Raw genomic sequence first — 26,983 nt, 5'->3', positions numbered from 1 at the left:
CGACACCACAATGTCAAGAAGCCTTTTCACTAAACACCCAGTCTTTTATCGATTCTGGCAATGCCTTAAACACGCTATGAATATCGTTGATTTGCTCCGGAGTGAGCGATCTTCGCCACTTCTCATTTTCTCCTGGCCTCAGCATCTCCTCATGCCGCCGTACGACTGGATCGGGATCTATACCCAGCTTTTCACACAGGGTAGTCAGTGATTCTGTACCCACCATGATGTCTTCATAGCGCACTGAAACAACCTGATCTTGAGGAATAGTTGCGAGCTGCTCCGAAGCAACTCTAACACAATGGAACCACTGTTTTGCACAAACAACATGCAGAGATTCATATTGAATATCGTTTTCAATGCCTCGGTAACGGGGCCCCCAGACAGCGGGGCTATTTTTCACTTTCCCGAAGGCCCGATTGCAAACATACCAAATAGCATAACGTATATTGCCCCAGGGAAAGTATCTAATTTTATCCATTAAGTAGTGGCGTTCAGGAGGTGTCCGCCACATTCGCATAGCGGATTCAGTAACAGCGCGTCCATCACGTACCAAGTGGACAAATGTGGCCTCGGGGAAAGCCCGATACAATAGACGAGGCCGCAAGGCGTTGGGTACAGACTTTTCCACCAGAATGCTAGCATCTGGCTTGTATACACTGCGGTCTATAAGCTTGGGCAGCTTCTTTCGCATCCACCGAATGGATTTTCTCGACACGCTGTCGGGATCGATCTCGTCATGGTTCAGCCCTTCGTTGCCATAACGCCAGAGATAACCAATATCGTAGGGAACACGAACCACTTCCGGACTGGCCGCCAGTATATCGCGCAAAAACTTGGTACCTGAGCGGCCGGCACCTATTATGAAAACCGGCTTTTTTTTCATGTCACCATCCCCGCCACCAAATCGGTCATTTCTTTCACAACCACTTCACGTGAAAAGTGGGTCCGGGCAAAATCGGAAATGTCAGACTTGCTACGCACTTCTAAGTCTTGCCTATGAAGAAAGTCACCCAGCACATTCACTACATATTCCACACTGACCGGGGCCACCGCTACACCAAGCTTTTCATCCTGAATCATTTTTCCCAACGAGGACTGCGGATCGACAAAAGCTATACATGGTAGGCCGGCGGCCAAATACATGACTGTTTTGCTCGGGTAGGCCACACGATCAACGCCTTCTGCCAGCGAAACCAATCCAAAGTCACTCGACTGCATGGAGTCAATGGCCTCGTCAAGCGGACGGTGACCAGTAAACAAAACATACGACTCTAAGCCAGCACGCTGCACCTGCTCTTCCATTTCCCGGCGCATAGGGCCATCCCCCATAAAAGTGGTTTTGACACCATAGTCACCGGCCAACCGAATCACCACTTGGGTGAGAAACTCCAAATTCTGAAAGCGACCTAGACTGCCAGAAAACAGCAGTTTAGGAGCAGGGTTTTCACCCACCAAATCTTCCCTTTCTTGAACATCCTCAAGAATAAAATTGTTTATAATGCAAACATTACTCGTATTGCAGGGACGTTCGCTCAGAGTCTTTTTCATGTCTTCCGACAATGTCACGACAGCATCTGCCGCCCGGACATTACCACTATCAAGCTTTTTCAAAGCCCTTAACACCTTGCCCCGACCAATATTTCCATTAATGGCCAGTGCCTCAGGATGGATATCCTGGCAATGGTAGACGATCTTGAAGCGCCGAAACAGGCGTGCGAAGCGTAGTACACTGACCATGAGAAGTGGCGGAGTTGTGCCCACCCACATAACACGCGCGCGGCAACGAAGTGCAACTGTGAATACCCATAGCGCATAAAACAGCGCCTGCACCGCCTTTTGCCAAACCTTGAAACTACGCTCCGACCACAGCGGCAACGATTTTACAAAAATACCAGTTTTCACCGACCATTTTCGACGTTGCTCCTTTTGTTGACTATTCGGCTCATGGCTACTGTACACCGCCACAGACAATCCACGCTCAGCCATGCCTTCAGCAATATAACGCAGCATCATCGCATAGGGATAATTTTGTGGCCAAAAGTAACGGTGAACTATAGCAACATCCAGTCGATCTGATTTACCAGTCATAGCGGCTGAACTCATCCATGTTGCGCCAGCGGTTGGCCAGCTTGGCGGTGCCGGTGATCAGCCTGACCACTCGCTCCGAGGTGTTGCGCACCCGATACTCTTCGGGGATCTCGCGCTCGGTACCGGAAAATACCTCACGCGACGCCGTGGCGATCCGCACCCCATCCACCAGCACTTCCTGGTCGAGCCCGGTGAGCGCGATGGCGCCAGTGTCCAGCGCCTCGGGCCGCTCGATGGAACGACGCAGCGTCACCGCCGGGAAGCCCAGGATCGACGCTTCCTCGCTGATGGTGCCGCTATCCGAAATGGCGCAGAAGGCGTTCATCTGCAGGTGGTTGTAATCCAGGAAGCCGAACGGCTTGAGGAAGCGGATGGCCTCACTGTCCTCGGCCAATCCCAGCTTCTCGAGTCGATTGCGGGTGCGTGGGTGGGTCGACACCACCACCGGGTAGCCGTAACGCTCATGCAGCGCTTGCAGCGCCTCGACGACCTCACGCAGGTTGTCGCGGCTATCGACGTTCTCTTCCCGGTGCACGCTGACGATGAAGTACTTGCCGGCTTCCAATTCCAGGGTCTCCAGCACCCTGGACTGCTCGATCCTGGGCAGTATCTGTTCCAGTACCTCGCGCATCGGCGAGCCGGTCAGATAGACAAAGCGATGCGAGAGCCCTTCACTGATCAGATGGCGTCGGGCGTGCTCGGTATACACCAGGTTGAAGTCGGCCAGGTGGTCAACCATTTTGCGGTTGATCTCCTCCGGCACGTTGGCATCGAAGCAGCGGTTCCCGGCCTCCATATGGTAGGTGGGAATCTTCATGCGCTTGGCCATCAGCGTGGCGATGGCGCTGTTGGTGTCACCCAGCACCAGCACGGCGTCGGGCCTTTCTTCCAGCAGCACCTGCTCAGTCTTGATCAGGATCTCGCCCAGGCTACGCCCCAACGATGAGGTATCCACGTTGAGGAAGTGATCCGGGCGCCGCACACCCAGCTCCTCGAAGAAGACATCGTTCAGCTCGTAGTCGTAATTCTGGCCGGTGTGCACGATCTTGTGGTCCACCACTTGATCGAGAGCGGCCATCACGCGCGAAAGGCGAATGATCTCGGGGCGAGTGCCCAGAATGGTCATGACTTTCATTGGCTAGCTCGCTTATTGGCCAAGCACCGGCTCGAAATAGGTATCCGGGTTATCCGGGTCGAAGATCTCGTGGCTCCAGAACAGGGTGAGCAACTCCTCTTCCCCGGTATTGGTGATGCTGTGGGTGTGCAGGGTCGGCATGTCCACGTAGGCCGGAGCCTCGCCGCTGACGTGGAATTCCTCGACCTTGTCGTCCAGGAGGTGGCGAATGCGGATCACCGCCTGGCCCTTCACCACCAGGAAGCGCTCTACCTTATTGAAGTGATAATGGTTGCCGCGGGTAATGCCGGGCTTGGTGGTAGAAAGAAACGCCTGTCCACCGTTACGGTTCTTGACGCCTTCGAAAAGTGCTCCGCGATCATCGCTATGCAGCTTCAGCGCCTTAGGGTAGTAACCGGGGTACAGGAAGGAGCGCAGCGTGTTGAACAGCTGCAGGTCGAAGGCATCACGCAGATCCGGAATCACGTCGCCGGTATAGCTGCGATGCATGTCGACCAGCTTGCCCGCCGCCGCGGCAACGCTCATCGTACGCCCCTGCAAGCGCAGCTCGCCGGTTTGGCCACGCTCGAAGGCTGCCATGATGGCCGCTGCAATATCCTGGGCATGCAGCAGCTCCAGCTGACCGCCACCATTGATGGCCAGATCCTCACCTTGGGCAAGCTGATGGCAGAAGGTATGAATCGCCGAGTTGTAGTAGGGGCGCCCTCCCTCGCCGAACACATGGGGCAGCACCAGCTCGGTATAACGGCCACCCGCACGCTCAGACCAAGTGGCAAACACATGGTGGGCCGCCTGCTTGCCACGACCATAGGCCGCATCACGGTCGCGCTGAACGCTGTTGGCATAGAACAGATGAGGTGAGGTGCCAACGTCCTGCAAGGCTTGCGTCAATCGCTCGGCCAACTCACGATTTCCGTACTCGACCCTCTCGTCGCTGTCGCGGTTGATGCCGGCGCAGTGAATCACCCATTCGGCATCTCTCAAGGCATTGGCCAGCGTCGCATCATCATTGAAAGCATGCCGATCCAGCAGCACCAGCTCCTCCCGATAGGCGTCTCGAGCGCGCAGATGTAGATGAATATGCCGGCCCAGCAGCCCGTTGGCTCCGGTGATGACGATCTTCATTGAGTCTCCAGATAGGTTGGCGGGCAGAATCAAGCCTCGAGCGCGTCGCGAACTTCGGGCAGCGTCAGCAGCAGCTCCTTGAGCTCCTGCTTGTTGAGCTGATAGGTGTTGTGGGAGTGGTAATCCTCGGTAGCAGCCTCTTCCACGTCACCCTCGGTGAAGTACTTACCGTAGTTGAGGTCGCGGTCATCAAAGCTGACCCGATAGTAGTCACCCATGTCCTCGGAGCGACGTAGCTCCTCGCGGCTGGCCAGGGTCTCGTAGAGCTTCTCGCCGTGGCGCATGCCGATGACGCGCAACTCGTTATCGGCGTCGAACATCTCCAGCAGAGTCTCGGCCAGCAGCTTGACCGTACAGGCCGGCGCCTTCTTGATGAAGATGTCACCCTGGTGCGCATTCTCGAAGGCGAAGTTGACCAGCTCGATGGCATCCGGCAGCGAGAGCATGAATCGCGTCATGCTGGCCTCGGTGATGGTCAGCGGCTTGCCTTCCTTGATCTGCTTGATGAACAGTGGGATGACCGAGCCACGCGAGCACATCACGTTACCGTAGCGCACGCAGGAGACGGTCGTTTCGCCTTCCCCCAGCTGCCGACTGGCTGCCTGTGCCGTCTTCTCCATGAGCGCCTTCGTCATGCCCATGGCGTTGACCGGCATCACCGCCTTGTCGGTGCTCAGGCACACCACGCTCTTCACACCGGCCTCCACGGCCGAATCGATCACGTTCTGGCTTCCCAGAATGTTAGTCTTCACCGCCTCCAGCGGGAAGAACTCACACGACGGCACCTGCTTCAGCGCCGCCGCGTGGAACACCAGATCCACCCCGCGCATGGCCTTGTCGACCGACTGCCGATCGCGCACATCGCCGATGTAGAACTTCAGTTCGGGACGAACAAAAGCGATCCGCATCTCTTCCTGCTTGGCTTCATCGCGGCTCAGGATGCGAACTTCCCGGCAACCATGATCGAGCAGATAGTTGACCATGGTCTTGCCGAAGGAGCCCGTTCCTCCGGTGATTAAAACCTTACTTGCATCCAACGACATATCTTTTCCTATTTTTTCAACACATACTCAAACATGGCTTTATTGGCTTCAATAGCTTCAGGATTTTCGAATTTATCCTTGGCCCAAGCAAGCACGCGATTGCGAAACCGAGAATAGTCATCCACCGTCATCGCATGAGCATTTTCTATTGCCTGCACATAGCACTGTGGGTCAGAGAGCGGGATATCCCAACCAATACCCTGCTCTTCGAGATTGCGCCACGGAGTCTGATCGGAGATCAAAACCGGCAGAGCTGCACAAATAGCCTCGGCTATGACATGACCGTAATTCTCACCTTTAGTGGGCATATAAAAAAGATCATACCGAGAAATAGTTTCAACCACTTCTTTAGGCTGAAGCTCCCCCCGATAATTGACAACAACATTGTCAGGGAGGTTGTCAATCACCCCTAAACACTCATCCCAATATTCTTGATCTTCAACCGGACCATAAATATCGAACGCTACTTTGCACTTCAGCTCCTGGAGGACCTGCAGAGCAAAAAGCAAGTTTTTCTTTGGAGAAATGCGTGAAATAAAAACAAGGCGCAAACAGTCACTTCGCTTAATTGTAACTGGGACAGACTCCTCTAACAGGCCAATGTCTTCAGCCACAAAAACATCCACCTGATCTCCCAGAGCTCTATATATATCCTGCTTTTCAAACTCGCTTGAAGCCTGAAAAACAACATTTCTATGAAGCCCCGCCACCTTAAAAGCCGAGATAAATACACTTTTCTTTTTCGCCTTTAGGCTTAGCGCACCGGGTGAAAATACGCCCCTTGGACCTAGAACTATCCGCCTTGCGGTAAGCTTAGATAGCACAAGGGGCAAAAGAGAAAACACAGGAGAGAAAAAGCTATTCAAATAAACAACATCATATTTTTCTCGCAGCATCAGCAACACGATCTGCCACACCCCTTTCACCCTCGGCGAACAATAAAAGATATCGCTACCTTCTGCTTTACTCCATCTGCCTGAAAAAACTCCTGGATAGCTCTTCTCGTCTCCTAAGTCACGATCTTTACAAACCAAGTAATAATCAAAATCACCAGAAGTAGTAGACACAAGATTAGCAACAGTTTTTATGGGACCGCCACCTTTATACCCTGGCAGATAGTAGGTTGAAAAAGCAAGAATCTTCGGATTACCTTTGTGCATCAACATAACGAGCCCATGGATAAAAAATGCGCCTGGGTATAAAAACACACCCAAACCCAAAAAAACTTCCCCAAAAGAATGAGTGAAGGAAAGATATAACCCTTAAGGTGGCTAAAACACTTCGCCTCATCCCGCCACCACCCCCCTCTTTAATTTTTTCAATCTCCTGCGAAGAATGATTAAAAACATCACAACAACAATAATAACAACACTTTGCTGAAAGCGCTGAGAGAAGGTTGCCATACCATTCCACACAAAAGACATTACCCACATACTAGCTGGAACTGTATATATTCCTCCGACAGTTTTTTTTCCAAACGAGTGAAAAAAATTAAAAATCAAAACAACCAAAAGAATTGCTAGAAAAGCTGAAAAGAAACCTAGATACGGCCCTAAATAATAAAGATGTTCCCCAATAAAAAGCGCTGCAATAGAGTGCCCAGCTTCGGCCAAGTCGGGTGACAGTTCTTGCAAGGTATATTCATAGCCAAAACCATACGGCTTACCGGGCCACCATTCTCTAGGAAAAACCCCAAGGACAAGCAACAGAAACTGGTCAAAAATTCCAGAAAAATCTAAACCCAAAGCGCCAGTCATAAAGGAGTGGTAAACATCTTGAGCGTATCTTAATGGCGCCGTTGTCGAATCTCTTGCAACAGCACTAAAAATGGCTAAAACGCTAACACCATCGAACCGTAATAATGATGCAAATATACTGGCCATTGATGTTGTGATCAAAAAAGAAAACTTCTCAAAAGGCAATCTGTATTGATAAACAAAAACAATAACTGGCACAATCATCCACCCAGCAAGAAGCAACCTCCCAAAGCCTGTCCACACAAAATTAATATAAACAAACACAGAGCCAATTAGTGCTATCAAGCAAAAAAGGCCTTTCCTAAAGGGCATACCCTGGATGATTAAAGAAAATAGAAATGCACAAAATGGATACAATACAAAAAAAGCAACCCTTCCAAAGGCAACAGAAAAAACCATCGTCAACAACAAGAAAAAAAAGTATAAATACGCATGCTTTTTCTTAACATGTATAAGACAACCACCTCTCTCCCGAAAAAGCTTCCCATATGAAAAAAACAGAGCCACACCAGATAAAAAAATAGAGGCTACGTACACGTATAAATCGATATAAACGCCAACATATGAAAGAACCATGGAAGGTGTAAAAACAAAAATATACATCCCGAGCATCCACGTCATGTGGAACAGGTTTTTCTTTTGGGCCCACAAGGTTTGCAACACAGCGGTAAAACATAAAAGAACTACCGACAAAGTTTCAACACCTAGCTTTCCAGCAAAGAAAGCCCCCACGCATGACAAAGAGCTCAAGAAAAAGAAAATCAAGTTTTGTTTTTTTAGCTTTACCACACTAGACACGAACATCACCTTTTATCAACTCAGCCAACCTTTCGCCTAAAGGTGGAGAATTAAGATCAACATACTGTTCATAAGCACTTTCACCAACTCTTGAAAGCTCACCCTCATCCAAACCAATGACTTTCAACAAAACCTCTCTCAAGGATTCATAGGGGTCATCTTTATTAAAAAAAAATCCATTTTTTCCATTAGAAATGTAAAAAGGTTCAGGCCCCATATGTTCATGAAGGTTAGAGTGAACGATCGGAGGAAGAGACAGCCCAAACATATGCACAACACTCAGTCCAGAATCACCTGGATAACACCCAGCTAAACAATCTTTACTTATGCTAGCAATCTTCCCATGATCATATATCTTACCAAACCACTTTATCCAATCATGGCTATACTTCTCTCTATAATAAGACTCAAGATCCCCACTTCCAATAACATATAACTCAAAATTAAATCCTTGAAGATTAAGTTCCTGCATAACTTCTATCAAGATTTCTAGATTACTCCCCTCCCTAAGCCTGCCAATAAAAAGAATAGCACTCCCGCTGTATTTTTTCTCAACAGGCTTAACCACATGATCTAGATGTATGGAGTTGTCAAGGGAAAATATCTTCCCTTCCTTGCAGCCAATATTTTTTAAAACCCTCTCAGAATATTGATTATAACACAAGAACTTTCTGCTCAAAGAAACTATTGCCTTGTATGCCATCTTATGGGCAAAGGAAACCTTGCCCTTCCTGTAAGGTCCTTGGCCATGCGAATAAAGCTTTATATCCAGGATTTTGCACAAAAGAAGAACAAACCAATAAGTCAAATCCCTGGGGTTAGCACATGCCACTACAATATCAGGCTTCTCTTTCAAAATGGATTTAATAACATTCGACTGGTATTTCAACTTCTCATTGAAAAAACCTTGAAAAGGGCAGTCTATAACTTTTATGTCAGAGCCTACCCCTGAGCTAAACCCTGATTCACTCGACTGCTTTAATGATGCCATAACAATTAATTCAAAGCTGTCATTCAATGAATTGACCACCTCTTGGCGATATGAAGCAACCAAAGGCTGCAAATATGCAACTTTCATTTTAAGCCCTCAACGCTAGAACTGACTTACAAAGCAACCACATCAATGCAAACCGAGCAACACAAAAAATTAATCACACTCTCAAAAAACAACAACACAATGCCAGATAACAGAATTAAAGGTAAAAAAAGGGCGGTGCAGACACTGAGCGCAACACCGTCAATGTGTCGATGATGGAGCCTCTTGGTAATCCGCCATCTGCTCGCTCATCATCTCAATAGGTCATTTGAAGTCGAAGCACTTTCGCGGGTGCATGTTTAGCTCAAATACGATCTCATCCAGTTCTTGCTGGCTATAGACCGATAGATCCGTTCCCTTGGGCAAGTACTGCCATATGAGCCCATTGATATTTTCGTTGGCCCCTCTCTACCACGGGCTATGTGGGTCACAGAAATAGATGTCAACACCGATATTCTGGGTAATCTGGGCGTGCGAGTCATACATCATGCTCTTCCGTGCAGCAAACGGCATGCGGTTCAGCGCAGCGCTAAAGCCTTCCACAGCAGAGGTAGAGGTAGAGGTAGAGGTAGAGGTAGAGGTAGAGGTAGAGGTAGAGGTCGCATCGTGATCTTCGCCAAGATCAGATAACCGCTTTTCAGCTCGACGCGGGTGCCGATAGCCTATGCATTGCCGTTGCTTTTGATCAGGTCGCCTTCCCAATGCCCCGGGAATTCACGTTTCTCCACCTCGGGTGAGCGGAGGTGAATGCTGACCCAGGGATCTGGTTGCGCCGGTAAACTTGCCCACGCCGCGTCTTGCGAGTCGCTTTTCCTTGACGAAAGCACTGGATCAGCTCTTTTCGCAGCTTGCCGACGGACAACCCATGGATGACGTTGTAGATCGTTTCACGGCAGACGTAGGCGTCTCGGAGGTCAGGGATAGTCTATGCTTGAGCCTGCCCTAGTCTGCTCGGGGGACAAGCGCTGACGCAGAATGTGCTGAATCAGAGCGGGACGAGGGCTTCCAGGGAGCAGCTTTCGCCTTGGCCGACAGGCTGCCCGGCAGTCTTGTCGACGCTGCGCACATGTGGCACACGGTATCTCCCATCGGACGCCCCATTGCGACGTATCTCTCGACTGATTGTCGACTGAGACCGCTCGAGTCGAGCTGCAACCTTCCCGATGCTTAAGCCCTGCGAGAGGCTGACCTGGATCGTGGTACGTTCTTCGGTGCAGAGTTCAGCATATGGCAGAAAGTCAACACCTTACCGGTTTGGTCAGGTGTTGCACTCAGAATTTGCGACCAAGCCCTGAGCAGCTATGGAGGGGGGGCACTTCAACAATGCACCAACATTATTTACAAGTAGTCAAAATCAACATAATCTTTCTTATAAAGGCTTTTGATTTTATCCAACGATCCTCCGCTTAACATCTCTAAACTAACTCCGGAAGAGGGGTTTTTTACGCTCAAACTAGAAACATTGACCCCGCAAGTTTTTTCTATCTCACCAATACTTTGGCTCAACCTCTCCACTTTAAATATTTTATCCATGGCAATCTCATGATTATTATCCAGCAAAAACTCATACTGCGGTATAAAATGAGGCCAAAGATATATTGTCTCCTCGTTTAGCCACTGATCGATAAAGTCATTTATGTCTTTAAACCGCGACAAAACTAAGCTGTCCATATAGGCATTAACACCATTGCCTTTGCGTATATGATTATATGCAGAAACCAACCTTTCTGCGGGATCCCTGACCACAGATACTTTTTTTATCCCTTTTACCGATGGCTTGTAACTTTCAATATCCCTATATAGAGGATGGCCGTTAAAAGAAATATCTAAAGTTTTTTTTAATGAAGTGCCAGCACACTTAGGGACGTGCAGAAAAATCCAACCTCTCTTCAAAGACTGTTCAATGTATCGTTTCTCCACATACAGCATTGGGACGTTCGAGAAAAAAGAACTTTTCACTTTCTTATTTTCTCTATAGCTATCCAGAAACTCTTTAAGACCCATACTGTCACTCCTTGAAAAAGTCACCACAAGATTTTAATAGGCGCAAATGGGAAGTATACAACGCAAAAAACAACCGAATATTCTGAACCTTTAAATTAACCGTCTGCTTGTTAGGTGCCTAAAATTAAGTTTTCGTGTAGTGTCGATTTGGTACACTGACAGGGATGACGCCATGGCAAGGCGCCGCTTCGTCGCCCCTCTCACTGAGTCTGAGCAGCATACGCTGACATCGGCTTATCACCACGGTGAGAAGCGACCTCTACGCAGGCGCGCTCATGTCATCCTCCCGAGTAATCAGAGCCATACGATCAACCAAATCAGTAAGATATTGTAGATTCGCCGATATGCAGTATCACGATGGCTTAAGCCCGCCTCATTCATCAGATACCATATTTCCTAACCGGCCACAAACATTCCATCAGGCGGTTTGTGGCCGGTTAGGAGAGATAGTATCTAATATCGTGGCGTTGATACAGCCGATGCAAGCTAGAACGCGTCAGATGAGGGATGAAGCGCTGCAAAGCGAAAGGGCAGTCATCTAATGAAAATTAGTTGCTGTACCGAAAGTTGACAGCCGCCGACTCCTCAAGGTCTGAAAACGACGTGAAACTCGGCTGTTTAGGCCCCATGCGCTCACCTTCGATAGAAGAGCGCTGACGCCACTTACGCACTGTTTTCGGGTTGAGGTTTTAACGGCGACACAACTCCGCGACCGAAGCTGACGATCATTGTATGTCTTCTCGGATGGCGTGCGTGGTCTTGGCGCGTTGGTGAAGTACTTGAGCCATGGTTCCTCGTCGGACAAAGGTTTGTACCATGGATGGCGGTCTCAAGTTCCAAGCGCATTGCTATTGAAGGGGGCCCAGGCCAGCGTCACCTCGATCTCATGGCCGGCCTGCTCGGCCCAGCGTTCGATCTCGGCCTTGAGGGCCTGCTGGGCGTGGGGCTCGCCATGCACCAGGCGCACATGGCACGGCGGATAGCGCATGCGCGTGACGAAGTTGAGCAGGTCGTGCTGGTCCGCGTGGGCGGAGTAGCCGCTGACGGTCTCGATGCGGGCGCGGATGTCGACCCGCTGGCCGTCGAGTTCCACCCAGCCGCCGCGGGGGCCGTAGTGCTGGATGTCACGGCCCGGCGTGCCGGCGCCCTGGTAGCCGATGAACACCACGGCGTGGCGCTCGTCGGGCAGCATGCGCTTGAGATAATTGATCACCCGGCCGCCGGTGGCCATGCCGCTGGCGGCGATCACCACCGCGGGGCGGTGGCTGGTGGCCAGGTAGTCGACGGTGCGCTCGTGCTCCTCGTGGCTGGCTACGGTATAGAGATTCTCGAAGCTGAGCGGGTGGCGGCCGCCGCGTAGCCGCCGATGGGCCTCGGCGTCCCACCAGGGCTTGAGCTCGCGGTAGACCTCGGTGAAGCGCGCCGCCAGGGGCGAATCGACGATGATCTCCAGGTCGTGCCAGGGGCCGGCGGCGCCGCGGTGAATCAGCCCTTCCAGCTCGTAGAGCAGTTCCTGAGTGCGGCCGATGCTGAAGGCCGGCACGATCACCGTGCCGCCGTTTTCCAGGGCGCGGTCGATGGCCGCCTTCAGCCGGGCCTGGCGGTGCCGGCGGTCCTCGTGGCGGCGATCGCCGTAGGTGCTCTCCAGCACCAGGGTATCGGCACGCCAGGGCGAGCGCGGCGCCGGCAGCAGCGGTGCATGGGGCGCGCCGAGGTCGCCGGAAAAGACGGTGCGATGCGGCTGGCCATGGGCCTTGTCGAGGCTTTCCACTTCCACATAGGCGGAGCCGAGGATATGCCCGGCCCGCTGCAGCTTGACCCGCAGGCGGTGGCGCTCGTCATCGAGGACGGTATGCCAGGTCTTGTAGTCGAGCGGCACCAGGCGCTGCGTTACTTCCTCGAGGAAGCGTTCGATCAAGGCACGATCACGGGTGAAGCCGATCTTGAGGGCATCCTCGATCACCAGCGGCAGCAGCCTGGCCGAGGGCACCGAGCAAAGGATGGGACCCTGGTAGCCCGCCGCCAGCAGGTAGGGCAGCCGGCCGATGTGATCGATATGCACATGGGTGGCCACCAGAGCCAGCAGGTCATCGACCGGGAAGCGCACCCGGTGCTGTTCTAGGCTGTCGCGATGCTCGGCATCCTGGCCTTGGAAGAGGCCGCAGTCGACCAGCAGGGCGCGGTCCGGGGCGATCTGCAGGCGGTGGCAGCTGCCGGTAACGCCCGAGGCGGCGCCGTGGTGGTGGAGTCGAGGGTAGTCGTCCATGACCGGGCCTCTTGGGTTGTCTGGGTGCCCCGGCCTTTAGGCTGGTTGGGTGCCGGCTTCGGGACGGGTCAGACCCCGGGTGCGGTGGCACCGAGGGGGATCGGGCCTTCGCGTTTCACCGGGGGCAACCGGGGTCTGACCCTGTGGCTTTGTGGCTGGCCTTTGCCTTTGGCTTGCCTGGGTGCTGCTTCGTGACGGGTCAGACCCCGGGTGCGGTGGCGCCGAGGGGGATCGGGCTTTCGCGTTTCACCGGGGGCAACCGGGGTCTGACCCTGTGGCTTTTGGCTGGCCTTTGCCTTTGGCTGGCCTGGGTGCCGCCTTCGGGACGGGTCAGACCCCGGATGCGGTGGCGCCGAGGGGGATCGGGCCTTCGCGTTTCACCGGGGCAGCCGGGGTCTGACCCTGTGGCTTTTGGCTAGCCTTTGCCTTTGGCTGCCTGGGTGCCGCCTTCGGGACGGGTCAGACCCCGGGTACGGTGGCGCCGAGGGGGATCGGGCCTTCGCGTGTCACCGGGGGCAACCGGGGTCTGACCCTGTGGCTTCGTGGCTGGCCTTTGCCTTTGGCTTACTTGGGTGCCAGCTTCGGGACGGGTCAGACCCCGGGTGCGGTGGCGCCGAGTGGGATCGGGCAGTCGCGTCTCACCGGGGGCAGCCGGGGTCTGACCCTGTGGCTTTGTGGCTAGCCTTTGCCTTTGGTCTGGCCTGGGTGCCGGCTTCGGGACGGGTCAGACCCCGGGTGCGATGGCGCCGAGGGTGACCGGGCCTTCGCGTGTCACCGGGGGCCGCCGGGGTCTGACCCTGTGGCTATTGGCTGGCCTTTGCCTTTGGCGTGCCTGGGTGCTGCTTCGTGACGGGTCAGACCCCGGGTGCGGTGGCGCCGAGGGTGACCGGGCCTTCGCGTGTCACCGGGGACCGCCGGGGTCTGACCCTGTGGCTTTGTTGCTTGCCTGGGTGCCCTGGCCTCTTGGCTTGCCTGGGTGGCGCGTCGTGACGGGTCAGACCCCGGGTGCGGTGACGCCGAGGGGGATCGGGCCTTCGCGCGTCACCGGGGGCAACCGGGGTCTGACCCTGTGGCTTTTGGCTGGCCTTTGCCTTTGGCTGGCCTGGGTGCCGCGTCGTGACGTGGCCCGTGGCTTTTGGCTGGCCTTTGCCTTTGGCTGGCCTGGGTGCCGCGTCGTGACGTGGCCTGTGGCTTTTGGCTGGCCTGGAAGTTAGCCGTCTTCGTGGAGGCTTTGGCGTACCAGGCTGACGAAGTGCAGCAGGAAGACGCCCATCACCGCGAGCATGCCGCCGAGTACCACGCCGAGGGCGAGGATCAGGGCGCGGCTGGTGCCTTGTTGCTCGAGGCTCTGCACGGCCGCCTGGGCGGTTTCACCGGCCATCAGCCCTTCCAGTTCGGCCTGGAGTTCGAACTTGCGCGACAGAGTGCTGGCGATACGCTCCGAGGCGCCTTCGCCGCTGTGCTCGAGCGTGTTCTCGACGCCGGCGAGCTGGCGTTCCAACGCCTGGCGATGGCGCTCCACTCGCGCCTGCTGCCCTTCTTCCAGCCTGTCGAGCAGCAGCCGGTGATGCGCCTCGACGCGCTCGGCCAGGACCTCCGGCGCGGTGCTGGAAAGCTTGACGATCTCGGTATCGTCGGGATTGGAGACACGCGTGTCGAAGCCCAGGGATTCCACGCCTTCGGCCGCCATCAGCTCACGCGTTGCCGGGCCGAGGTAGAGGTTCTGGGTGCGCGCCACCAGGGCCGCCGGCGTTTCCAGCGGCTCGCCCGTGCCACTCTCCGCCACCTGATAGATGGAGGTGTAGGTATAGCTGGAAGGCTGCATCAGGGCGTAGGCCAGGGCCATCAGCACCACCACGCTGAAGATGCCGACCATGGCCTTCCAGCGGCGCACCAGCAGCTTGGCGAGGTCGATCAGTGAGATTTCGTCGTCGGCGTGAGGCGGTGGGGACTGAGGGTCTTGGGAGGCAGGCATTGGCGTCATTTCGTCTCGGCGTCATCGGTCGCTGGGCATCTCGCGGGCACGCTACCGCCCCGGGGTTCCGGTCGGACGCGTCCCCATGCCCTAGTTATGTTTAGTAAGTTATTGAAACGCCGAATTATACATCAAAAGCCACAGCGTGCACTTCCCGGCCACACCCCTCAACGGTAGCTGTAGTTGTAGTAGCCGTAGCCATAGCTGGTGGCAGCCTTGCGTTCCATCGCGTTGAGGATGGCGCCCTTGACCGGCACGCCGGTGGTTTCCAGGCGCCGCCGGGCGATCTCCAGCTCCTTCACCGGGTTCATCTGAAAGCGCGTGACCATCAGAGTGGTGCCGCACTGCTTGCCGATCACCGCGGCGTCGGTCACGGCCAGGATCGGCGGCGTGTCGATGACCACCAGGTCGTAGCGCTCGCGAATGTCGGCCAGGAACTGGCTGAAACGCTCCTGCATCAGCAGCTCGGAGGGGTTGGGCGGGGCGCTGCCGCGGGACAGGTAGTCGAGACCCTCGATGCCGCCGGGGCGGATCACCTCGGCCAGCGCGGCCTTGCCGGAGAGCAGCTCGGAGAGGCCGCCGTCGCTGCGGCCGCCGAAGGCATGGTGAACGTGGCCCTTGCGCATGTCGGCGTCGACCACCAGCACCTTCTGCCCGGCCTGGGCGCACACCGCCGCCAGGTTGATGGAAACGAAGCTCTTGCCGATGCCCGGGCTCGGGCCGGTGATGGCCAGCAGGTTGTTGCCGGCCTCCAGCATCGCGAAGTGCAGGCTGGTACGCAGGCCGCGTATCGCCTCGATGGCGGTGTCCGCCGGTGCCCGTTCGGCCAGAATGCCGGTGCTGATGTTCTGGCCTTGCTTGTCGTTGCGACGCTTGACGCGCTTGACCAGCTTGCTCTGCTCGTCGGAGAGCGGCACCGTGGCGTAGACGGGAAGGCCGGCGTCCTCGATCTGCTCGGGCGATTCCACGCCGCGGCGCAGCAGCCCGCGCACCAGCACCAGCCCCACCGCGAGCATGCCACCCAGCAGCGTGGCCAGCACCACGATCAGCGGCTTCTTGGGCTCGACCGGCGCCGGCTGTACCGCCGCGTCGTCCAGGATGCGCACGTTGCCGACGGTGCTGGCCCGGGCGATCTTCATCTCCTGGATCTTGTTGAGCAGCTGGACATACACCTCCTGGTTGACCTGCACGTCGCGACTCATCCGCAGCACCTGCTGCTGGGTCTCGGGCAGCGTTTTCACCCGCTCCTCGAGCTGGTCACGCTCGTTCTGCAGCTGCCGCTTCTTCTCGAGCAGGGCCTGGTAGGTCGGGTGGCTGGTGGTGAAACGCCGCGAGATTTCCGCCTCGGTGAACGAAAGCTCGTTCAGCTGCTTCTCGAGGTCCACGATGCGCTCGAGGATCGACTGGGTCTCGAGCGACAGGTCGACGCTGTCGCGTTCGGTGCGGTATTGGTTGAGGTGATCTTCCGCCTCGCGGAGCTGCTCGCGCACCTGCGGTGCCTGCTGCTCCAGGAACGCGAGGCTCTTCTCGGCCTCGGCCGCCTGGCGCTGAATGTTCTGGGTCAGATAGACCTCGCCGATGGCATCCAGTACGCGCGTGGCACGCTGGGGATCGGTATCGCTCAGCGACAGGTTCAGCAGGCCGCTGTCCTGGCCTTGCTGACTGACGCTGAAGCGAGCGCGCAGATCGTTGATCACCGCCAGCCGTGAAGACTTCTTCAGGGTGAAGGTGGCGCCCTCCCCGGCCTGCAGCTCGGCGATACGCAGGTTGACCGCCCCGTCGAGGAAGGCCTCGTCGACGCCGGTCCGCCCCTCACCCAGCGAGCGACCCTCCAGGCTCAGCCGATAGCGCTCATCGCCGAGCACGGTCAGCTCGAACGGCTCGCCGATGAAGTCCGACGCCACCTGGAAGTGACTGACATTGATCTGCTCATTCGCCCACACGCTGGCCTCGGCGAAACCGGGGCGCTCGACGCCATGGCGCACCAGGAAATCGCCCACCACGGGAAGCCGCTCCGGAATCACCTGGAGTGTGAGCTGCTGCTGGTCGATGGCACGCCCGAGCACCATGCGCGAACGCAGGATGCCCACTTCGGTGTCCGACGACGGCTGCTCGCCGAGGATCGACTTCACGTCTTCGAGGGGATTGCTCATGCCGGCCTTCTTCTCGACCTGCACCAGGGCATCGGCACGATACACCGGCGTCGCCAGCAGCGCATAGGCCACGCCCATGATGGCGAACGCGGTGGTGATACCGATGATCCACCACTTGTGGTCGAGCAGCAGGCCGAACAGCCGGCCCAGATCGATTTCGTCGTCGGCCCCGGAAGCAGACGATCGGGCTTGCGAAGAGTTCAGGTGGGAGTCAGTCATATTGGGTACTTTGCATCGCGCGCCAAGCTACAAGCGCCAAGCCGCCAAGCTAGCAAGTGCTATCTTGAAGGCTCAATGGCGCCATCGGATTGGCAAAAATGAAATTTGAGGATTTATTGGTCTGGAAGCGATCTGCCAAGCTTTGCGTGGAAGTTTATCAACAGTTTGATAAATCGCGTGACTTCGGATTCAAGGATCAAATCACAAGATCCGCCCTATCTATTGTCAGCAACATCGCCGAAGGCTATGAAAGAGACAGCGATCGTGATCGCGTCAAGTTTCTGAGCTACGCCAAGGGATCATGTGCTGAACTCAGAGCTCAAATCTATATCGGTATTCAGATCGGTTATATAGACAGAACTCTTGGCCAGCAATGGGCCGAGGAAACACGAGATATTTCCAGAATGCTCTACGGCCTGATGGCCAAGATGCGGCGCTAACGCTCTCATCCGCCGGACCACTCGTCACTTGGCCACTCGTGTTCAGCGCACGGCCGCTGGCTGCTTGGCCGCTTGGCCGCTTGGCCGCTTGGCTGCTTGGCTGCTTGGCTGCTTGGCTGCTTGGCTGCTTGGCTGCTTGGCTGCTTGGCTGCTTGGCTGCTTGGCTGCTTGGCTGCTTGGCTGCTTGGCCGCTTGGCCGCTTGGCTGCTTGGCTGCTTGGCTGCTTGGCTGCTTGGCTGCTTGGCTGCTTGGCTGCTTGGCTGCTTGGCTGCTTGGCTGCTTGGCCGCTTGGCTGCTTGGCTGCTTGGCTGCTTGGCTGCTTGGCTGCTTGGCTGCTTGGCTGCCTGGCGCCTTGGCCGCTCAGACCTTGGCCACCCAGGCCTCAGTGGCGTCTTTCAACATCTGATGCACGTGTTCGAAGGCCTCGCGACTCTTGCGGTAGGGGTCGGGAATCTCGAGACCCTTGCCACCGTCGAGCCAGCGGCCGATCAGCATCGTCTTGCCCAGGGCGGCGGGCGCCATCTCGCCGATGGCGCGGCGCTGGCCTTCGCTCATCACCAGGATGAGGTCGGCGCGCTGCAGCATCTCCTGGGTGATCTGGCGGGCCTGATGGGCCTCGACGTTCAGGCCGTCGGCTTCGGCGAGCTCTTTCGCTGTGGTCTCCACGCCCTGGCCCACCAGGGCGCCCAGGCCGGCGGATTCGATGTGCCGGCCCGGCAGCCGGGCCTTGAGCATGGCTTCGCCTACCGGGCTGCGGCAGATATTGCCGGTGCAGACGACGAGCAGGTGCTGGAACATCAGAAATCATCCCGCAGGTCGTTGGCATCACGCGCCGTGCGCGTCACCTGATAAAGAGCGGTCACCGTGGGCAGCAGCTGGTTGACGGTACGGTTCCAACGGCCCAGCGCATTGGTCGTCACGTAGACCACATCGGAGGGCTCCAGCCGGAACTGGGTGCCGAGCACCATGGCCGCCGCATTGCGGGCATCCAGCTGGTAGACGGTCGCCAGCTTGTCCTCACGCTGGACGTTGCGACGAAACACGAAGATACCGCTGGCATCGGCCTGGGCCTCGTTGAAGCTGCCGGCACGGCTGAGCGCTTCGGTCAGCGTCATCCGCGAGCGCCCCATGGGCAGCGCCTGGGGCTCGCCCACTTCGCCCATCACGAACACCTGCTGATTGCCGAGGTCCGGCACGTGCAGCACGTCTTCGTCCTCGAGCAGGATGTCGTTGGCCAGGTTGCCATCATGGAGCATGTCATAGACATCGAGCGTTCGAGTCTCGCCATCACGCGTCAGCTGCACGCCTCGCCAGTTGGCGCGAGGACCCAGCCCACCGCTCATGCTCAGCGCATCCAGCACCGTCATCGGCACATTGGTGATCGGCAGGCGCCCAGGCTCCCCCACTTCACCACTCACCAGCACGTCCTGCGAGTTGTAGGCCGCGATGCGGACTTCCACCTGGGGCGCGGCGATGAATTCCGCCAGCTGAGCGGAAATCGTCTGACGGACTTCCGACACCGTCTTGCCTTCGACGGCCACCTCGCCGATGTAGGGATAGTAGATCGAGCCGTCCGGCTGAACGGTGTTGCCCGATTCGGCGGCACTGCGCTCGCTACCGGCGGGGATCGTCAGTTCGGGATGGTCGTACACGATAATGCTCAGCACATCGCCTTTGCCGATGCGGTAGTCGTAGGCATCCAGCGCATCGCGCTGGGCATCGCTCATGCGCTTCAAGGCCTGATCCTGCGGCAACTCCTGCTGACTGGAGATCAGCCCCAGCGTGATGGGCTCCACGTCGACGAGGTCGTCGACGGGCGCGCTCTGCACGTCGGCGTCGAAATGGCTGCCTGGAGCAAAGGCACACCCCGAGAGCCAGACGGTACCAAGCAGGCTGACAAGAAGTTTGAGAGGCGTTGAATGACGCATGCAGGACTGCCTGTATAAAGAAGGACTGGTTTATCGTCGGGGCACGCTACCGCCCCGAGGTGTCATGGCGCATCCCCGAGGCCTGTCATCGATTGGCAACGTGCCAAAATTTCATTTTCAGTGTTTTCAAAATGAAAAGCTTGCGGATCATACATGACCCCGCTATGACATCACCAGCCTTCCAACCCCCTGGTTCCAAGACCTTCCGAGAACACCGACTCTTTGCGTAAGAAATATCCTACAAATAGTTTTTCTGCTTATATCTTCATGAAAAACTGACACCAAAGCTTCAAGAAAACGCATTAACGTCGCTGTTAAAGGCACGACAACGTCTACCCTACAGCCGGCAAAAGCATTAGCATGTCCCATTAAAGGCAGCACGCACACTCACGCAAGGGAGATTTCAGGATGCTCAAGAAAGGACTGGCCTACCTCGCCATCGCTGGTATGGCGGCGTCTCCGCTGGCCATGGCTCAGAGTGAAACCGGCGCTGGCGCTGCGGGAGCGGGCTCTGGTGGAGCCGGCGCCGGAGCAGGGGCAGGTGCCGGAGCAAGCACTGGTGCCGCTGGCGCGGCCGGTGCTGGTGCAGGCGCGGCCGCTGGTGGCGCTGCCGCCGGCGGCCTGGCCGCGGCAACCGGGCTCTCCACCGCCGCCCTCACCGGTCTGGCCGTGGCTGGTACCGTAGCAGTGGGCGCCGGCGTCGCGGCCGCCTCCAGCGGCGGCGATGGCGACAGCAGCGGAACGACCGGCACCACCGGCACTACCGGCACCAACTAAACGCCATGAGCCACCTCAAGGCACAGGGCCGATCACGAGGCCGCCTACGGGCGGCCTCGTGCTGTGTGGCAATGGCCGTTCTGATGAGCGGCTGCGCCAGTTCCGGCTCGACACCCCTCGGCGCCTCGCTCAGCGCGATCCTCTTCGGAGGGGATATCCAGGCCGAAGCACAAGCGCTCCCTTACGCCTCGCTCGATGCATCGATCGGCGATATTGAGGGGCTGCTGGTGCTCGGCACCCAGGCCGGCGACATGACTTACTGGCCGGCGCGAGAAGGCGTCATCCTCGAACTCTCGGATGGCGGCTTGCATGCCTTCCAGGGCCCGAATACCCGGCTGCTCGGTTCGACCTACCAGCCCACTGCGCCTTGGCAGCAGACACCCCAGACCACGGTCACGCTGACTCGCCATGTCGAGGATGCCGCCGGGGACATGCAGCGCTACCAGGCCAGCGGCAGGCTCCACTGCGAACCGGCACGACTCACCGCTCTGCCGCTGGGGGAACGTCGCCTCGAACCCTGCCATATCGAATGGCACTGGACGACTGGCGACACCACAAGCGCAACCTACTGGCGCGACCCCGAGACGCAACGCCTCTGGGCCGCCACCGAGACGCCCTGGCCGGATGCTCCGGACGTCGCATGGCGCGTCGCGCGACACTGGTGGTAAGACCGACATGACCCGCAGCATGCAAACCCTATTGAAACCGTTCCTCTGCACCGTCCTGCTCGGCGCCTCACTGACATCGGCGACATTCGCGATGGCGCAGTCCGAAGCGCCTGTGACGCTGGTCGATGCCTGGCTGAGCTGGCAGCAGGAGCGCCAGACCACAGAGCAGCCGCCGTTCGACTGGGCCTACAGCTTTGCGCTACGCCAGGACGATGCTGCGGAAATGGCCGACCAGCGCGCCCGCCTGATCGCCGAGATCGATGGCCTCGGGCCGGTACTGGCGGCCGGGGGACAACGGCAGCTGCCCGACACGCTGGCACGCTGGGCACAGCAACTGCGCGACATGCCCGCCAAGCCCGCCCGCAGCGCCGAGCCGCTGGGTCTGCTCACGCTGGCCGGAGCGCTGCGCCGCAATCCGCCGATGGCCGACATCGCGACCTTCGGCACCTGCCGCCCACCGGAATGGGTGGAGGCCTGGACCCTGGCTGGCGTAAAGCGCATCGCATGGCGCCCCGGCCTGACCGTCAGCAGCCTGCTCGATCAACTGCCGGCCGCCGACACACGCAGCCTGGACACGATCAGCCTTGTCTCGCCACGCGGCGAGACGCGCATCCTCGGCGTCGCCGCCTGGAACCGTCAGAACGCGGCCCTGGCCCCGGGGGCAAGAATCGTGGCGCAACTCCCCGAGCACTCCCTGGAGGCTCGACTCATCAACCGTGAACTGGCCGCCTTCCTGGCCACCCGACTGCCCGGCGACGACTGCACCCTATGGCCAAACTGATCTTTGGGGTCAGACCCCTCAATTCCCTTTGGGGTCTGACCCCACTGCTGCTTGTTTCTCATACCGCCGTGGCCCAAGGCCCGGGCACCGGCCAGAGCGATTTCGGCGGTGTGGGTCTTATGCAGACGCCAAGCGCGCGGATGAACGAGGTGGGCAACTTCGCCGCGAGCTGGAGCCGAACGGCACCTTATCGCCGCTACAGCGTATTCATCCAGCCGCTCGACTGGATGGAAGTCGGGTTTCGCTATGTCTCGGTGGAAAATCGCGAGTATGCCGCGTCGGACGGAGACAGGAACAACCTGGACAAGGGCATCGATGCCAAATTTCGCCTACATCAGGAGAGCCGCTATTGGCCCGAGCTGGCCCTGGGCCTTCGCGATGCCGGTGGCACCACCCTGTTCGGGGCCGAATATCTGGTCGCCAGCAAGCGCTGGAACTCTCTCGATTTCAGCCTCGGTCTGGGCTGGGGCTATCTGGGCAACGCCAGCGACGTCGATTCTCCCCTCGGCTGGCTCGATCAGCGCTTCGATGAGCGACCTGGCGATGCCGGCGGTGACCAAGGCGGCGAGTTCGCCCTGGACCAGCTGTTCCGAGGCTCCATGGCGGTGTTCGGCGGCGTCGAATACCAGACGCCCTGGGATCCGCTGATTCTTCAGCTCGAATACGAAGGCAACGATTACACCGACGAGCCACAGGACAACGACCAGGCCCAAGACTCTCGGTTCAACGTCGGTGCACGTCTGCGGCTCAGCGATAACATCGAGCTGCGCAGCGGCTGGGAACGCGGCAATACGGCCATGGTCGGGCTGAGCTTCTCCACCAACCTGGCGGGGCTGTCCCAGGTCAAGCGCGACCCGCCGCCCCGCGCCATGAACGCCCCGGCCGACCCTGACTGGGCCTCCACCGCCGAGTCGCTGCAACGCAATGCCGGCATTCGCGTCGACGAGATCCACCGCCACGACGATACGCTGACGGTCATCGGCGAGCCCACGACCTATCGTGCCCTCTCACAGAGCGAGGGCCGTGCCAACCGCATCCTCAGCGCCAAGGCCGATGACGGCGTCGACACCTTCCGCTACCGCTGGCAGCGTCGCGGCCTGGCCCTGCGCGAGGACGTGCACGATCGTGACGCTTTCGAGGCCGCCGCCGGGAGCGCCTCGCATGATACCCCCTATCGCTATGGAGTCTATTCCCATGCGCGGCTGGAGGAGCCAGCGGGCGACTCGATCTACCAGGGCGATGCCCAACGTGCCTCCTGGCGCATCGGCCCCTCCATCGAACAGAACTTCGGCGGCCCTGACGGCTATCTCTACCGCCTCTCCGCCTACGCCTCGGGCGAATACGCCACCGACCGCAACGGCTGGTTCTCGGGCAGCGTGACCGGCACCCTGGCCGACAACCTCGACAAGTACGAGTACATCGCCGACTCCGACCTGCCGCGCGTACGCACCTACATCGGCGACTACCTCGCCGAAGCCGATCTGGGTATCGGCAACCTGCAATACACCCGCACCGCGAAGCTCGGCGACGATCTCTACGCCATGGGCTACGGCGGCCTGCTGGAGATGATGTATGCCGGCGCCGGCGGCGAGGTGCTCTATCGCCCCTTCGACGCCGACTGGGCCGTGGGCCTGGATCTCAACTGGGTCCGCCAGCGCGACTTCGACCAGCAGTTCGGCCTGCGCGACTACGAGACCTGGACCGGACACGCCACCGCCTACGTCGACACCGGCTACGAAGATATCCTCGCCAAGCTCAGCGTGGGCCGGTATCTGGCAGGCGACTATGGCACCACCATCGACTTGTCCCGCGAGTTCGACAACGGCACACGTATCGGCGCCTGGGCCACCTTCACCGACGCCGGCGACGACTTCGGCGAGGGCAGCTTCGACAAGGCCTTCTACATTACCGTACCGCTGGATGCCTTCTTCGTGCGCTCCAGCCGCAGCAGCGCCACCATCGCCTGGCAGCCGCTCACCCGCGACGGCGGCGCCCGCCTCAACCGCCGCCACGCCCTCTATCCCATCACCGAGGAACGCGACCTCGGCCGCTACTGGGAAGAGTACGAAGCAACCTGGGACTAATCTCCCCTTGGGGTCAGACCCCTCAGTCTGCTTAGGGGTCTGACCCCCAAGCAGGCTGAGTGAACTATACTGAGCGCCATCCCAAGGAACCGGAAGACACATCATGGCTCGCCCGACCCGTTTGTTGCTGCCCGAGACAGCAGTGCATCTGGTCCAGCGCGGCAACAACCGCGGCGCCTGCTTCGTTCATCGCCGTGATGCCATGCAATACCTCGCCATGCTCGATGAGGCCCGCCAGATCTGCGAGGTTGAGATTCATGCCTATGTGCTGATGACCAATCACGTGCATTTGCTGGCCACGCCACGCGGTGAGCCCGATGGCATCAGCACCATGATGAAAGGACTCGGTCAGCGCTATGCCCAGTACTTCAATCGCCGCCACAGGCGCACTGGCGGCCTGTTCGAGGGGCGTTACCGTTCCAGCCTGGTGACCGAGACCCGCTACCTCTTCGCCTGCTACCGCTACATCGAGTTGAACCCGGTGCGAGCAGGCATGGTGTCTCACCCGGCCGATTACCGCTGGTCGAGCTATGCCGCCAACGCCCTCGACCGACACGACCCGCTGATCACCGCCCACGACGCCTATAACGACCTCGCCTGCCGACCTGAGCATCGCTCCGAGCGCTATCGTCACCTCTTCGATACCGACCTACCCGTTGGACTGCTCGACGAGATCCGACAGCAGACCCGTCGCGGCAAGCCCCTGGGGCAATTTAGGGGGTCAGACCCCTCAATCCCCTTAGGGGTCTGACCCCCATTTGCTGGCGCCCGTCGCTACAGCGCGGCGTCCAGCATGGTCTGGGCCTCTTCGATCAGGGCCTGCAGATGGGCCTCGCCGCGAAAGCTTTCGGCATAGACCTTGTAGAGCGGTTCGGTGCCGCTGGGGCGCGCGGCGAACCAGCCGTTCGCGGTTTCCACCTTGAGCCCGCCGATCGGCGCATCGTTGCCGGGCGCATTGACCAGCATGCGCTCGACCCGGTCTCCCGCCAGGGTGGTCACCGCAAGGCTCGATGGCTCCAGGCGCTTGAACGCCCGCTGCTGCCCGGGCGTGCAGGCGGTATCGACGCGGCGGTAGTGAGGCGCTCCGTGGCGCTCGGTCAGCTCGCGATAGGCCTCGCTGGGGCGCTTACCGGTCACGGCCATCAGCTCGGCGGCCAGCAGGCACAGCAGGATGCCATCCTTGTCGGTCGACCAGGGCCGGCCATCGAGGGTCAGGAAGCTCGCCCCGGCGCTCTCCTCTCCACCGAAGGCCAACCAGCCCCGCTGGAGGCCATCGACGAACCACTTGAAGCCCACCGGCACCTCGTGCAGCTCGCGGCCTCGCGCCGTCACCACGCGATCGATGATCGACGACGACACCAGCGTCTTGCCGACCTTCAACGTCTCGTCCCAGCCGGAGCGATGCGTCAGCAGGTAGTCGATGGCGACCGCCAGGTAGTGGTTCGGGTTCATCAGTCCCGCGGCGTCGACGATGCCGTGGCGGTCGGCATCCGGGTCGTTGCCGAAGGCCAGGTCGAAGCTTTCCTTCATCGCCAGCAGGTTGGCCATGGCGGCCGGGCTCGAGCAGTCCATGCGGATCTTGCCGTCATGGTCCGTCGGCATGAAGGCGAAGCTTTCGTCGACCTCGGTGTTGACCACCTCGAGGGCGAGGCCGTGGCGTTCGACGATGGCCTGCCACACCGGCAGCGCGGTGCCGCCCATGGGGTCGACGGCCAGCGTGAGGCCGGCGTTCTTGATCGCGTCCAGATCCACCACCGAGGCCAGGCCATCGACGTACTCGCCCACCATGTCGTGGTGCACCGCCCGCGTCAGGGCCTCTTCCAGGGTGACCTCGGCCACGCCCTCCAGGCCCTGGGCGAGGAGCTCATTGGCGCGACGCTCGATCCAGCCGGTCACGTCGCCTTCAGCGGGGCCGCCATGGGGCGGGTTGTACTTGATGCCACCGTCTTCGGGCGGATTGTGCGACGGCGTGACGATCAAGCCATCGGCCGGGGCGGCATCGGCCTCGGCGTTGTGAGCCAGGATCGCCCGGCTCACCACCGGGGTGGCAGTCAGCTCGCCGTCGCGCTCGATGCGCACCTCCACGCCGTTGGCGATCAGCACCTGCAGCGCCGTCTCCCAGGCCGGGCGCGACAGCGCGTGGCTGTCACGGCCCAGATACAGCGGGCCGGTGATGCCGGCCTGGCGGCGATAGTCGGCCGTGGCCTGGACCACCGCCAGGATGTGAGCCCGGTTGAAGGAGCCCACCAGAGAACGCCCGCGATGGCCGGACGTGCCAAAGCTCACCGCCTGGGCCGGATCGGCCGGGTCGGGCTGAATATCGTGAAACGCCTGAATCACGTCCTGCATGTCGCTATCTCCCTCTTCATCAGGCGCCCTGTGCCTATCTCCCGGCCACCATGGTGCCACAGTCCGAACGAAGATGCCGAACGAGCCCCATCAGCCAGGGCTCAGCGCCCTGGTCCTTGCCCTACCACTAAGGTCGCGTTGTTCGATGCCCGCCAGCCCTCCATCATTCTCGGCGAACAGACACAAAAAAAGGCCCCATAGGGACCAGTTGAACTCGCCGGCTCCAGTTCGAATGGCCGTCCAAGGGCGGCCATTCGAACGACAACAAGCCAACGGCGCGACAACAAGGACAACACCTCTTGTATTCAAGGCCTCCTCCAACAACAAGACCGGCCTTGTCGATTCTCTCCAGCC

21 protein-coding genes and 2 pseudogenes are annotated in these 26,983 nt (G+C 58.5%); 7 read left to right on the top strand and 16 right to left on the bottom strand.

Going from position 1 to position 26,983, the window contains the following annotated elements; translation table 11 throughout:
* Window positions 1-13: 13 nt before the first annotated feature.
* The 10 genes and pseudogenes from UN84_RS07120 to UN84_RS07075 form a co-directional block, all read right to left on the bottom strand.
* Entirely contained in the window at window positions 14-886 is an 873-nt protein-coding gene (locus UN84_RS07120) for a sulfotransferase family protein (protein WP_082090839.1), read from the bottom strand.
* Window positions 883-2,106, bottom strand: coding sequence for a glycosyltransferase family 4 protein (locus UN84_RS07115; protein WP_082090838.1), 1,224 nt, complete (start codon window positions 2,104-2,106; stop codon window positions 883-885). The genes UN84_RS07120 and UN84_RS07115 overlap by 4 nt, the downstream gene beginning before the upstream one ends.
* Window positions 2,081-3,226 carry a non-hydrolyzing UDP-N-acetylglucosamine 2-epimerase gene (gene wecB, locus UN84_RS07110; protein WP_046078569.1) on the bottom strand — a complete coding sequence of 382 codons (1,146 nt, stop codon included), beginning with the start codon at window positions 3,224-3,226 and terminating at the stop codon, window positions 2,081-2,083. The genes UN84_RS07115 and wecB overlap by 26 nt, the downstream gene beginning before the upstream one ends.
* 12 nt (window positions 3,227-3,238) lie before the next feature.
* The gene (locus tag UN84_RS07105) at window positions 3,239-4,351 is read right to left on the bottom strand and encodes a polysaccharide biosynthesis C-terminal domain-containing protein (RefSeq protein WP_046078568.1); all 1,113 of its coding nucleotides are present in this window, start codon (window positions 4,349-4,351) and stop codon (window positions 3,239-3,241) included.
* 29 nt (window positions 4,352-4,380) lie between these two features.
* A complete protein-coding gene (locus UN84_RS07100) occupies window positions 4,381-5,394 on the bottom strand; it encodes a polysaccharide biosynthesis protein (RefSeq protein WP_046078567.1) in 1,014 nt (337 codons plus the stop codon).
* Between the two features lie 8 nt (window positions 5,395-5,402).
* Window positions 5,403-6,560: a glycosyltransferase gene (locus tag UN84_RS07095; RefSeq protein ID WP_052719310.1), complete on the bottom strand. Its 1,158-nt coding sequence runs from the start codon at window positions 6,558-6,560 to the stop codon at window positions 5,403-5,405.
* A 120-nt stretch (window positions 6,561-6,680) separates the two neighbouring features.
* Window positions 6,681-7,949 carry a hypothetical protein gene (locus tag UN84_RS07090; RefSeq protein ID WP_152662842.1) on the bottom strand — a complete coding sequence of 423 codons (1,269 nt, stop codon included), beginning with the start codon at window positions 7,947-7,949 and terminating at the stop codon, window positions 6,681-6,683.
* Window positions 7,942-9,027 carry a glycosyltransferase gene (locus UN84_RS07085; protein WP_152662841.1) on the bottom strand — a complete coding sequence of 362 codons (1,086 nt, stop codon included), beginning with the start codon at window positions 9,025-9,027 and terminating at the stop codon, window positions 7,942-7,944. The genes UN84_RS07090 and UN84_RS07085 overlap by 8 nt, the downstream gene beginning before the upstream one ends.
* A gap of 159 nt (window positions 9,028-9,186) precedes the next feature.
* Window positions 9,187-10,219 (bottom strand): annotated as a pseudogene (locus UN84_RS17390) (IS30 family transposase).
* Between the two features lie 104 nt (window positions 10,220-10,323).
* The gene (locus UN84_RS07075; RefSeq protein WP_082090837.1) at window positions 10,324-10,989 is read right to left on the bottom strand and encodes a sulfotransferase family 2 domain-containing protein; all 666 of its coding nucleotides are present in this window, start codon (window positions 10,987-10,989) and stop codon (window positions 10,324-10,326) included.
* A gap of 172 nt (window positions 10,990-11,161) precedes the next feature.
* On the opposite strand from UN84_RS07075, the pseudogene UN84_RS07070 reads away from it, so the two are divergent.
* Window positions 11,162-11,320, top strand: a pseudogene (locus tag UN84_RS07070) (IS630-like element ISHsp2 family transposase); the annotation flags it as partial.
* A 498-nt stretch (window positions 11,321-11,818) separates the two neighbouring features.
* Here UN84_RS07070 and UN84_RS07065 read toward each other — a convergent pair.
* From UN84_RS07065 to UN84_RS07055, 3 genes are all read right to left on the bottom strand, one after another.
* A complete protein-coding gene (locus UN84_RS07065; protein WP_046078566.1) occupies window positions 11,819-13,255 on the bottom strand; it encodes an MBL fold metallo-hydrolase RNA specificity domain-containing protein in 1,437 nt (478 codons plus the stop codon).
* 1,210 nt (window positions 13,256-14,465) lie between these two features.
* Window positions 14,466-15,230, bottom strand: coding sequence for a Wzz/FepE/Etk N-terminal domain-containing protein (locus UN84_RS07060; RefSeq protein ID WP_152662838.1), 765 nt, complete (start codon window positions 15,228-15,230; stop codon window positions 14,466-14,468).
* Between the two features lie 167 nt (window positions 15,231-15,397).
* Entirely contained in the window at window positions 15,398-17,602 is a 2,205-nt protein-coding gene (locus UN84_RS07055; protein WP_046078564.1) for a polysaccharide biosynthesis tyrosine autokinase, read from the bottom strand.
* A gap of 98 nt (window positions 17,603-17,700) precedes the next feature.
* Between UN84_RS07055 and UN84_RS07050 the strand changes: the two genes are divergently transcribed.
* Window positions 17,701-18,042, top strand: coding sequence for a four helix bundle protein (locus UN84_RS07050; protein ID WP_082090836.1), 342 nt, complete (start codon window positions 17,701-17,703; stop codon window positions 18,040-18,042).
* A gap of 360 nt (window positions 18,043-18,402) precedes the next feature.
* On the opposite strand, the gene UN84_RS07045 is transcribed toward UN84_RS07050, so the two are convergent.
* A complete protein-coding gene (locus UN84_RS07045; RefSeq protein ID WP_046078563.1) occupies window positions 18,403-18,840 on the bottom strand; it encodes a low molecular weight protein-tyrosine-phosphatase in 438 nt (145 codons plus the stop codon).
* Window positions 18,840-19,970: a polysaccharide export protein gene (locus UN84_RS07040; RefSeq protein WP_046078562.1), complete on the bottom strand. Its 1,131-nt coding sequence runs from the start codon at window positions 19,968-19,970 to the stop codon at window positions 18,840-18,842. Before UN84_RS07040 ends, UN84_RS07045 begins: the two co-directional genes overlap by 1 nt.
* A 478-nt stretch (window positions 19,971-20,448) precedes the next feature.
* Here UN84_RS07040 and UN84_RS07035 point away from each other — a divergent pair, with 478 nt between their 5' ends.
* From UN84_RS07035 to UN84_RS07015, 5 genes are all read left to right on the top strand, one after another.
* Window positions 20,449-20,655, top strand: coding sequence for a hypothetical protein (locus tag UN84_RS07035; protein WP_161796801.1), 207 nt, complete (start codon window positions 20,449-20,451; stop codon window positions 20,653-20,655).
* 163 nt (window positions 20,656-20,818) lie between these two features.
* Window positions 20,819-21,415, top strand: coding sequence for a hypothetical protein (locus UN84_RS07030; RefSeq protein WP_052719309.1), 597 nt, complete (start codon window positions 20,819-20,821; stop codon window positions 21,413-21,415).
* Between the two features lie 7 nt (window positions 21,416-21,422).
* Complete coding sequence (locus UN84_RS07025; protein WP_161796800.1) at window positions 21,423-22,196, top strand: capsule biosynthesis GfcC family protein; 774 nt, start codon at window positions 21,423-21,425, stop codon at window positions 22,194-22,196.
* Window positions 22,184-24,280 (top strand): YjbH domain-containing protein, encoded by a 2,097-nt coding sequence (locus UN84_RS07020; protein ID WP_082090833.1) that lies wholly within the window; start codon window positions 22,184-22,186, stop codon window positions 24,278-24,280. The genes UN84_RS07025 and UN84_RS07020 overlap by 13 nt, the downstream gene beginning before the upstream one ends.
* A 103-nt stretch (window positions 24,281-24,383) precedes the next feature.
* The gene (locus tag UN84_RS07015; protein WP_046078559.1) at window positions 24,384-25,031 is read left to right on the top strand and encodes a transposase; all 648 of its coding nucleotides are present in this window, start codon (window positions 24,384-24,386) and stop codon (window positions 25,029-25,031) included.
* Between the two features lie 23 nt (window positions 25,032-25,054).
* On the opposite strand, the gene pgm is transcribed toward UN84_RS07015, so the two are convergent.
* Window positions 25,055-26,689 carry a phosphoglucomutase (alpha-D-glucose-1,6-bisphosphate-dependent) gene (gene pgm, locus UN84_RS07010; protein ID WP_272899151.1) on the bottom strand — a complete coding sequence of 545 codons (1,635 nt, stop codon included), beginning with the start codon at window positions 26,687-26,689 and terminating at the stop codon, window positions 25,055-25,057.
* Window positions 26,690-26,983: the final 294 nt, after the last annotated feature.

Origin of the sequence: Halomonas sp. HG01 (assembly GCF_000968715.2) — a bacterium.
Lineage (GTDB): Bacteria > Pseudomonadota > Gammaproteobacteria > Pseudomonadales > Halomonadaceae > Halomonas > Halomonas halophila.
The sequence above is the reverse complement of the archived record's forward strand: the minus strand, read 5'-3'. Positions and strand labels throughout refer to the sequence as shown.

Excerpts from the sequence above, each read along its gene's own strand:
- UN84_RS07120 (WP_082090839.1), bottom strand. The coding sequence starts at position 886 with ATGAAAAAAAAGCCGGTTTTCATAATAGGTGCCGGCCGCTCAGGTACC.
- UN84_RS07115 (WP_082090838.1), bottom strand. The coding sequence starts at position 2,106 with ATGAGTTCAGCCGCTATGACTGGTAAATCAGATCGACTGGATGTTGCT.
- wecB (WP_046078569.1), bottom strand. The coding sequence starts at position 3,226 with ATGAAAGTCATGACCATTCTGGGCACTCGCCCCGAGATCATTCGCCTT.
- UN84_RS07105 (WP_046078568.1), bottom strand. The coding sequence starts at position 4,351 with ATGAAGATCGTCATCACCGGAGCCAACGGGCTGCTGGGCCGGCATATT.
- UN84_RS07100 (WP_046078567.1), bottom strand. The coding sequence starts at position 5,394 with ATGTCGTTGGATGCAAGTAAGGTTTTAATCACCGGAGGAACGGGCTCC.
- UN84_RS07095 (WP_052719310.1), bottom strand. The coding sequence starts at position 6,560 with ATGTTGATGCACAAAGGTAATCCGAAGATTCTTGCTTTTTCAACCTAC.
- UN84_RS07085 (WP_152662841.1), bottom strand. The coding sequence starts at position 9,027 with ATGAAAGTTGCATATTTGCAGCCTTTGGTTGCTTCATATCGCCAAGAG.
- UN84_RS07075 (WP_082090837.1), bottom strand. The coding sequence starts at position 10,989 with ATGGGTCTTAAAGAGTTTCTGGATAGCTATAGAGAAAATAAGAAAGTG.
- UN84_RS07065 (WP_046078566.1), bottom strand. The coding sequence starts at position 13,255 with ATGGACGACTACCCTCGACTCCACCACCACGGCGCCGCCTCGGGCGTT.
- UN84_RS07060 (WP_152662838.1), bottom strand. The coding sequence starts at position 15,230 with ATGCCTGCCTCCCAAGACCCTCAGTCCCCACCGCCTCACGCCGACGAC.
- UN84_RS07055 (WP_046078564.1), bottom strand. The coding sequence starts at position 17,602 with ATGACTGACTCCCACCTGAACTCTTCGCAAGCCCGATCGTCTGCTTCC.
- UN84_RS07050 (WP_082090836.1), top strand. The coding sequence starts at position 17,701 with ATGAAATTTGAGGATTTATTGGTCTGGAAGCGATCTGCCAAGCTTTGC.
- UN84_RS07045 (WP_046078563.1), bottom strand. The coding sequence starts at position 18,840 with ATGTTCCAGCACCTGCTCGTCGTCTGCACCGGCAATATCTGCCGCAGC.
- UN84_RS07040 (WP_046078562.1), bottom strand. The coding sequence starts at position 19,970 with ATGCGTCATTCAACGCCTCTCAAACTTCTTGTCAGCCTGCTTGGTACC.
- UN84_RS07030 (WP_052719309.1), top strand. The coding sequence starts at position 20,819 with ATGGCCGTTCTGATGAGCGGCTGCGCCAGTTCCGGCTCGACACCCCTC.
- UN84_RS07025 (WP_161796800.1), top strand. The coding sequence starts at position 21,423 with ATGACCCGCAGCATGCAAACCCTATTGAAACCGTTCCTCTGCACCGTC.
- UN84_RS07020 (WP_082090833.1), top strand. The coding sequence starts at position 22,184 with ATGGCCAAACTGATCTTTGGGGTCAGACCCCTCAATTCCCTTTGGGGT.
- UN84_RS07015 (WP_046078559.1), top strand. The coding sequence starts at position 24,384 with ATGGCTCGCCCGACCCGTTTGTTGCTGCCCGAGACAGCAGTGCATCTG.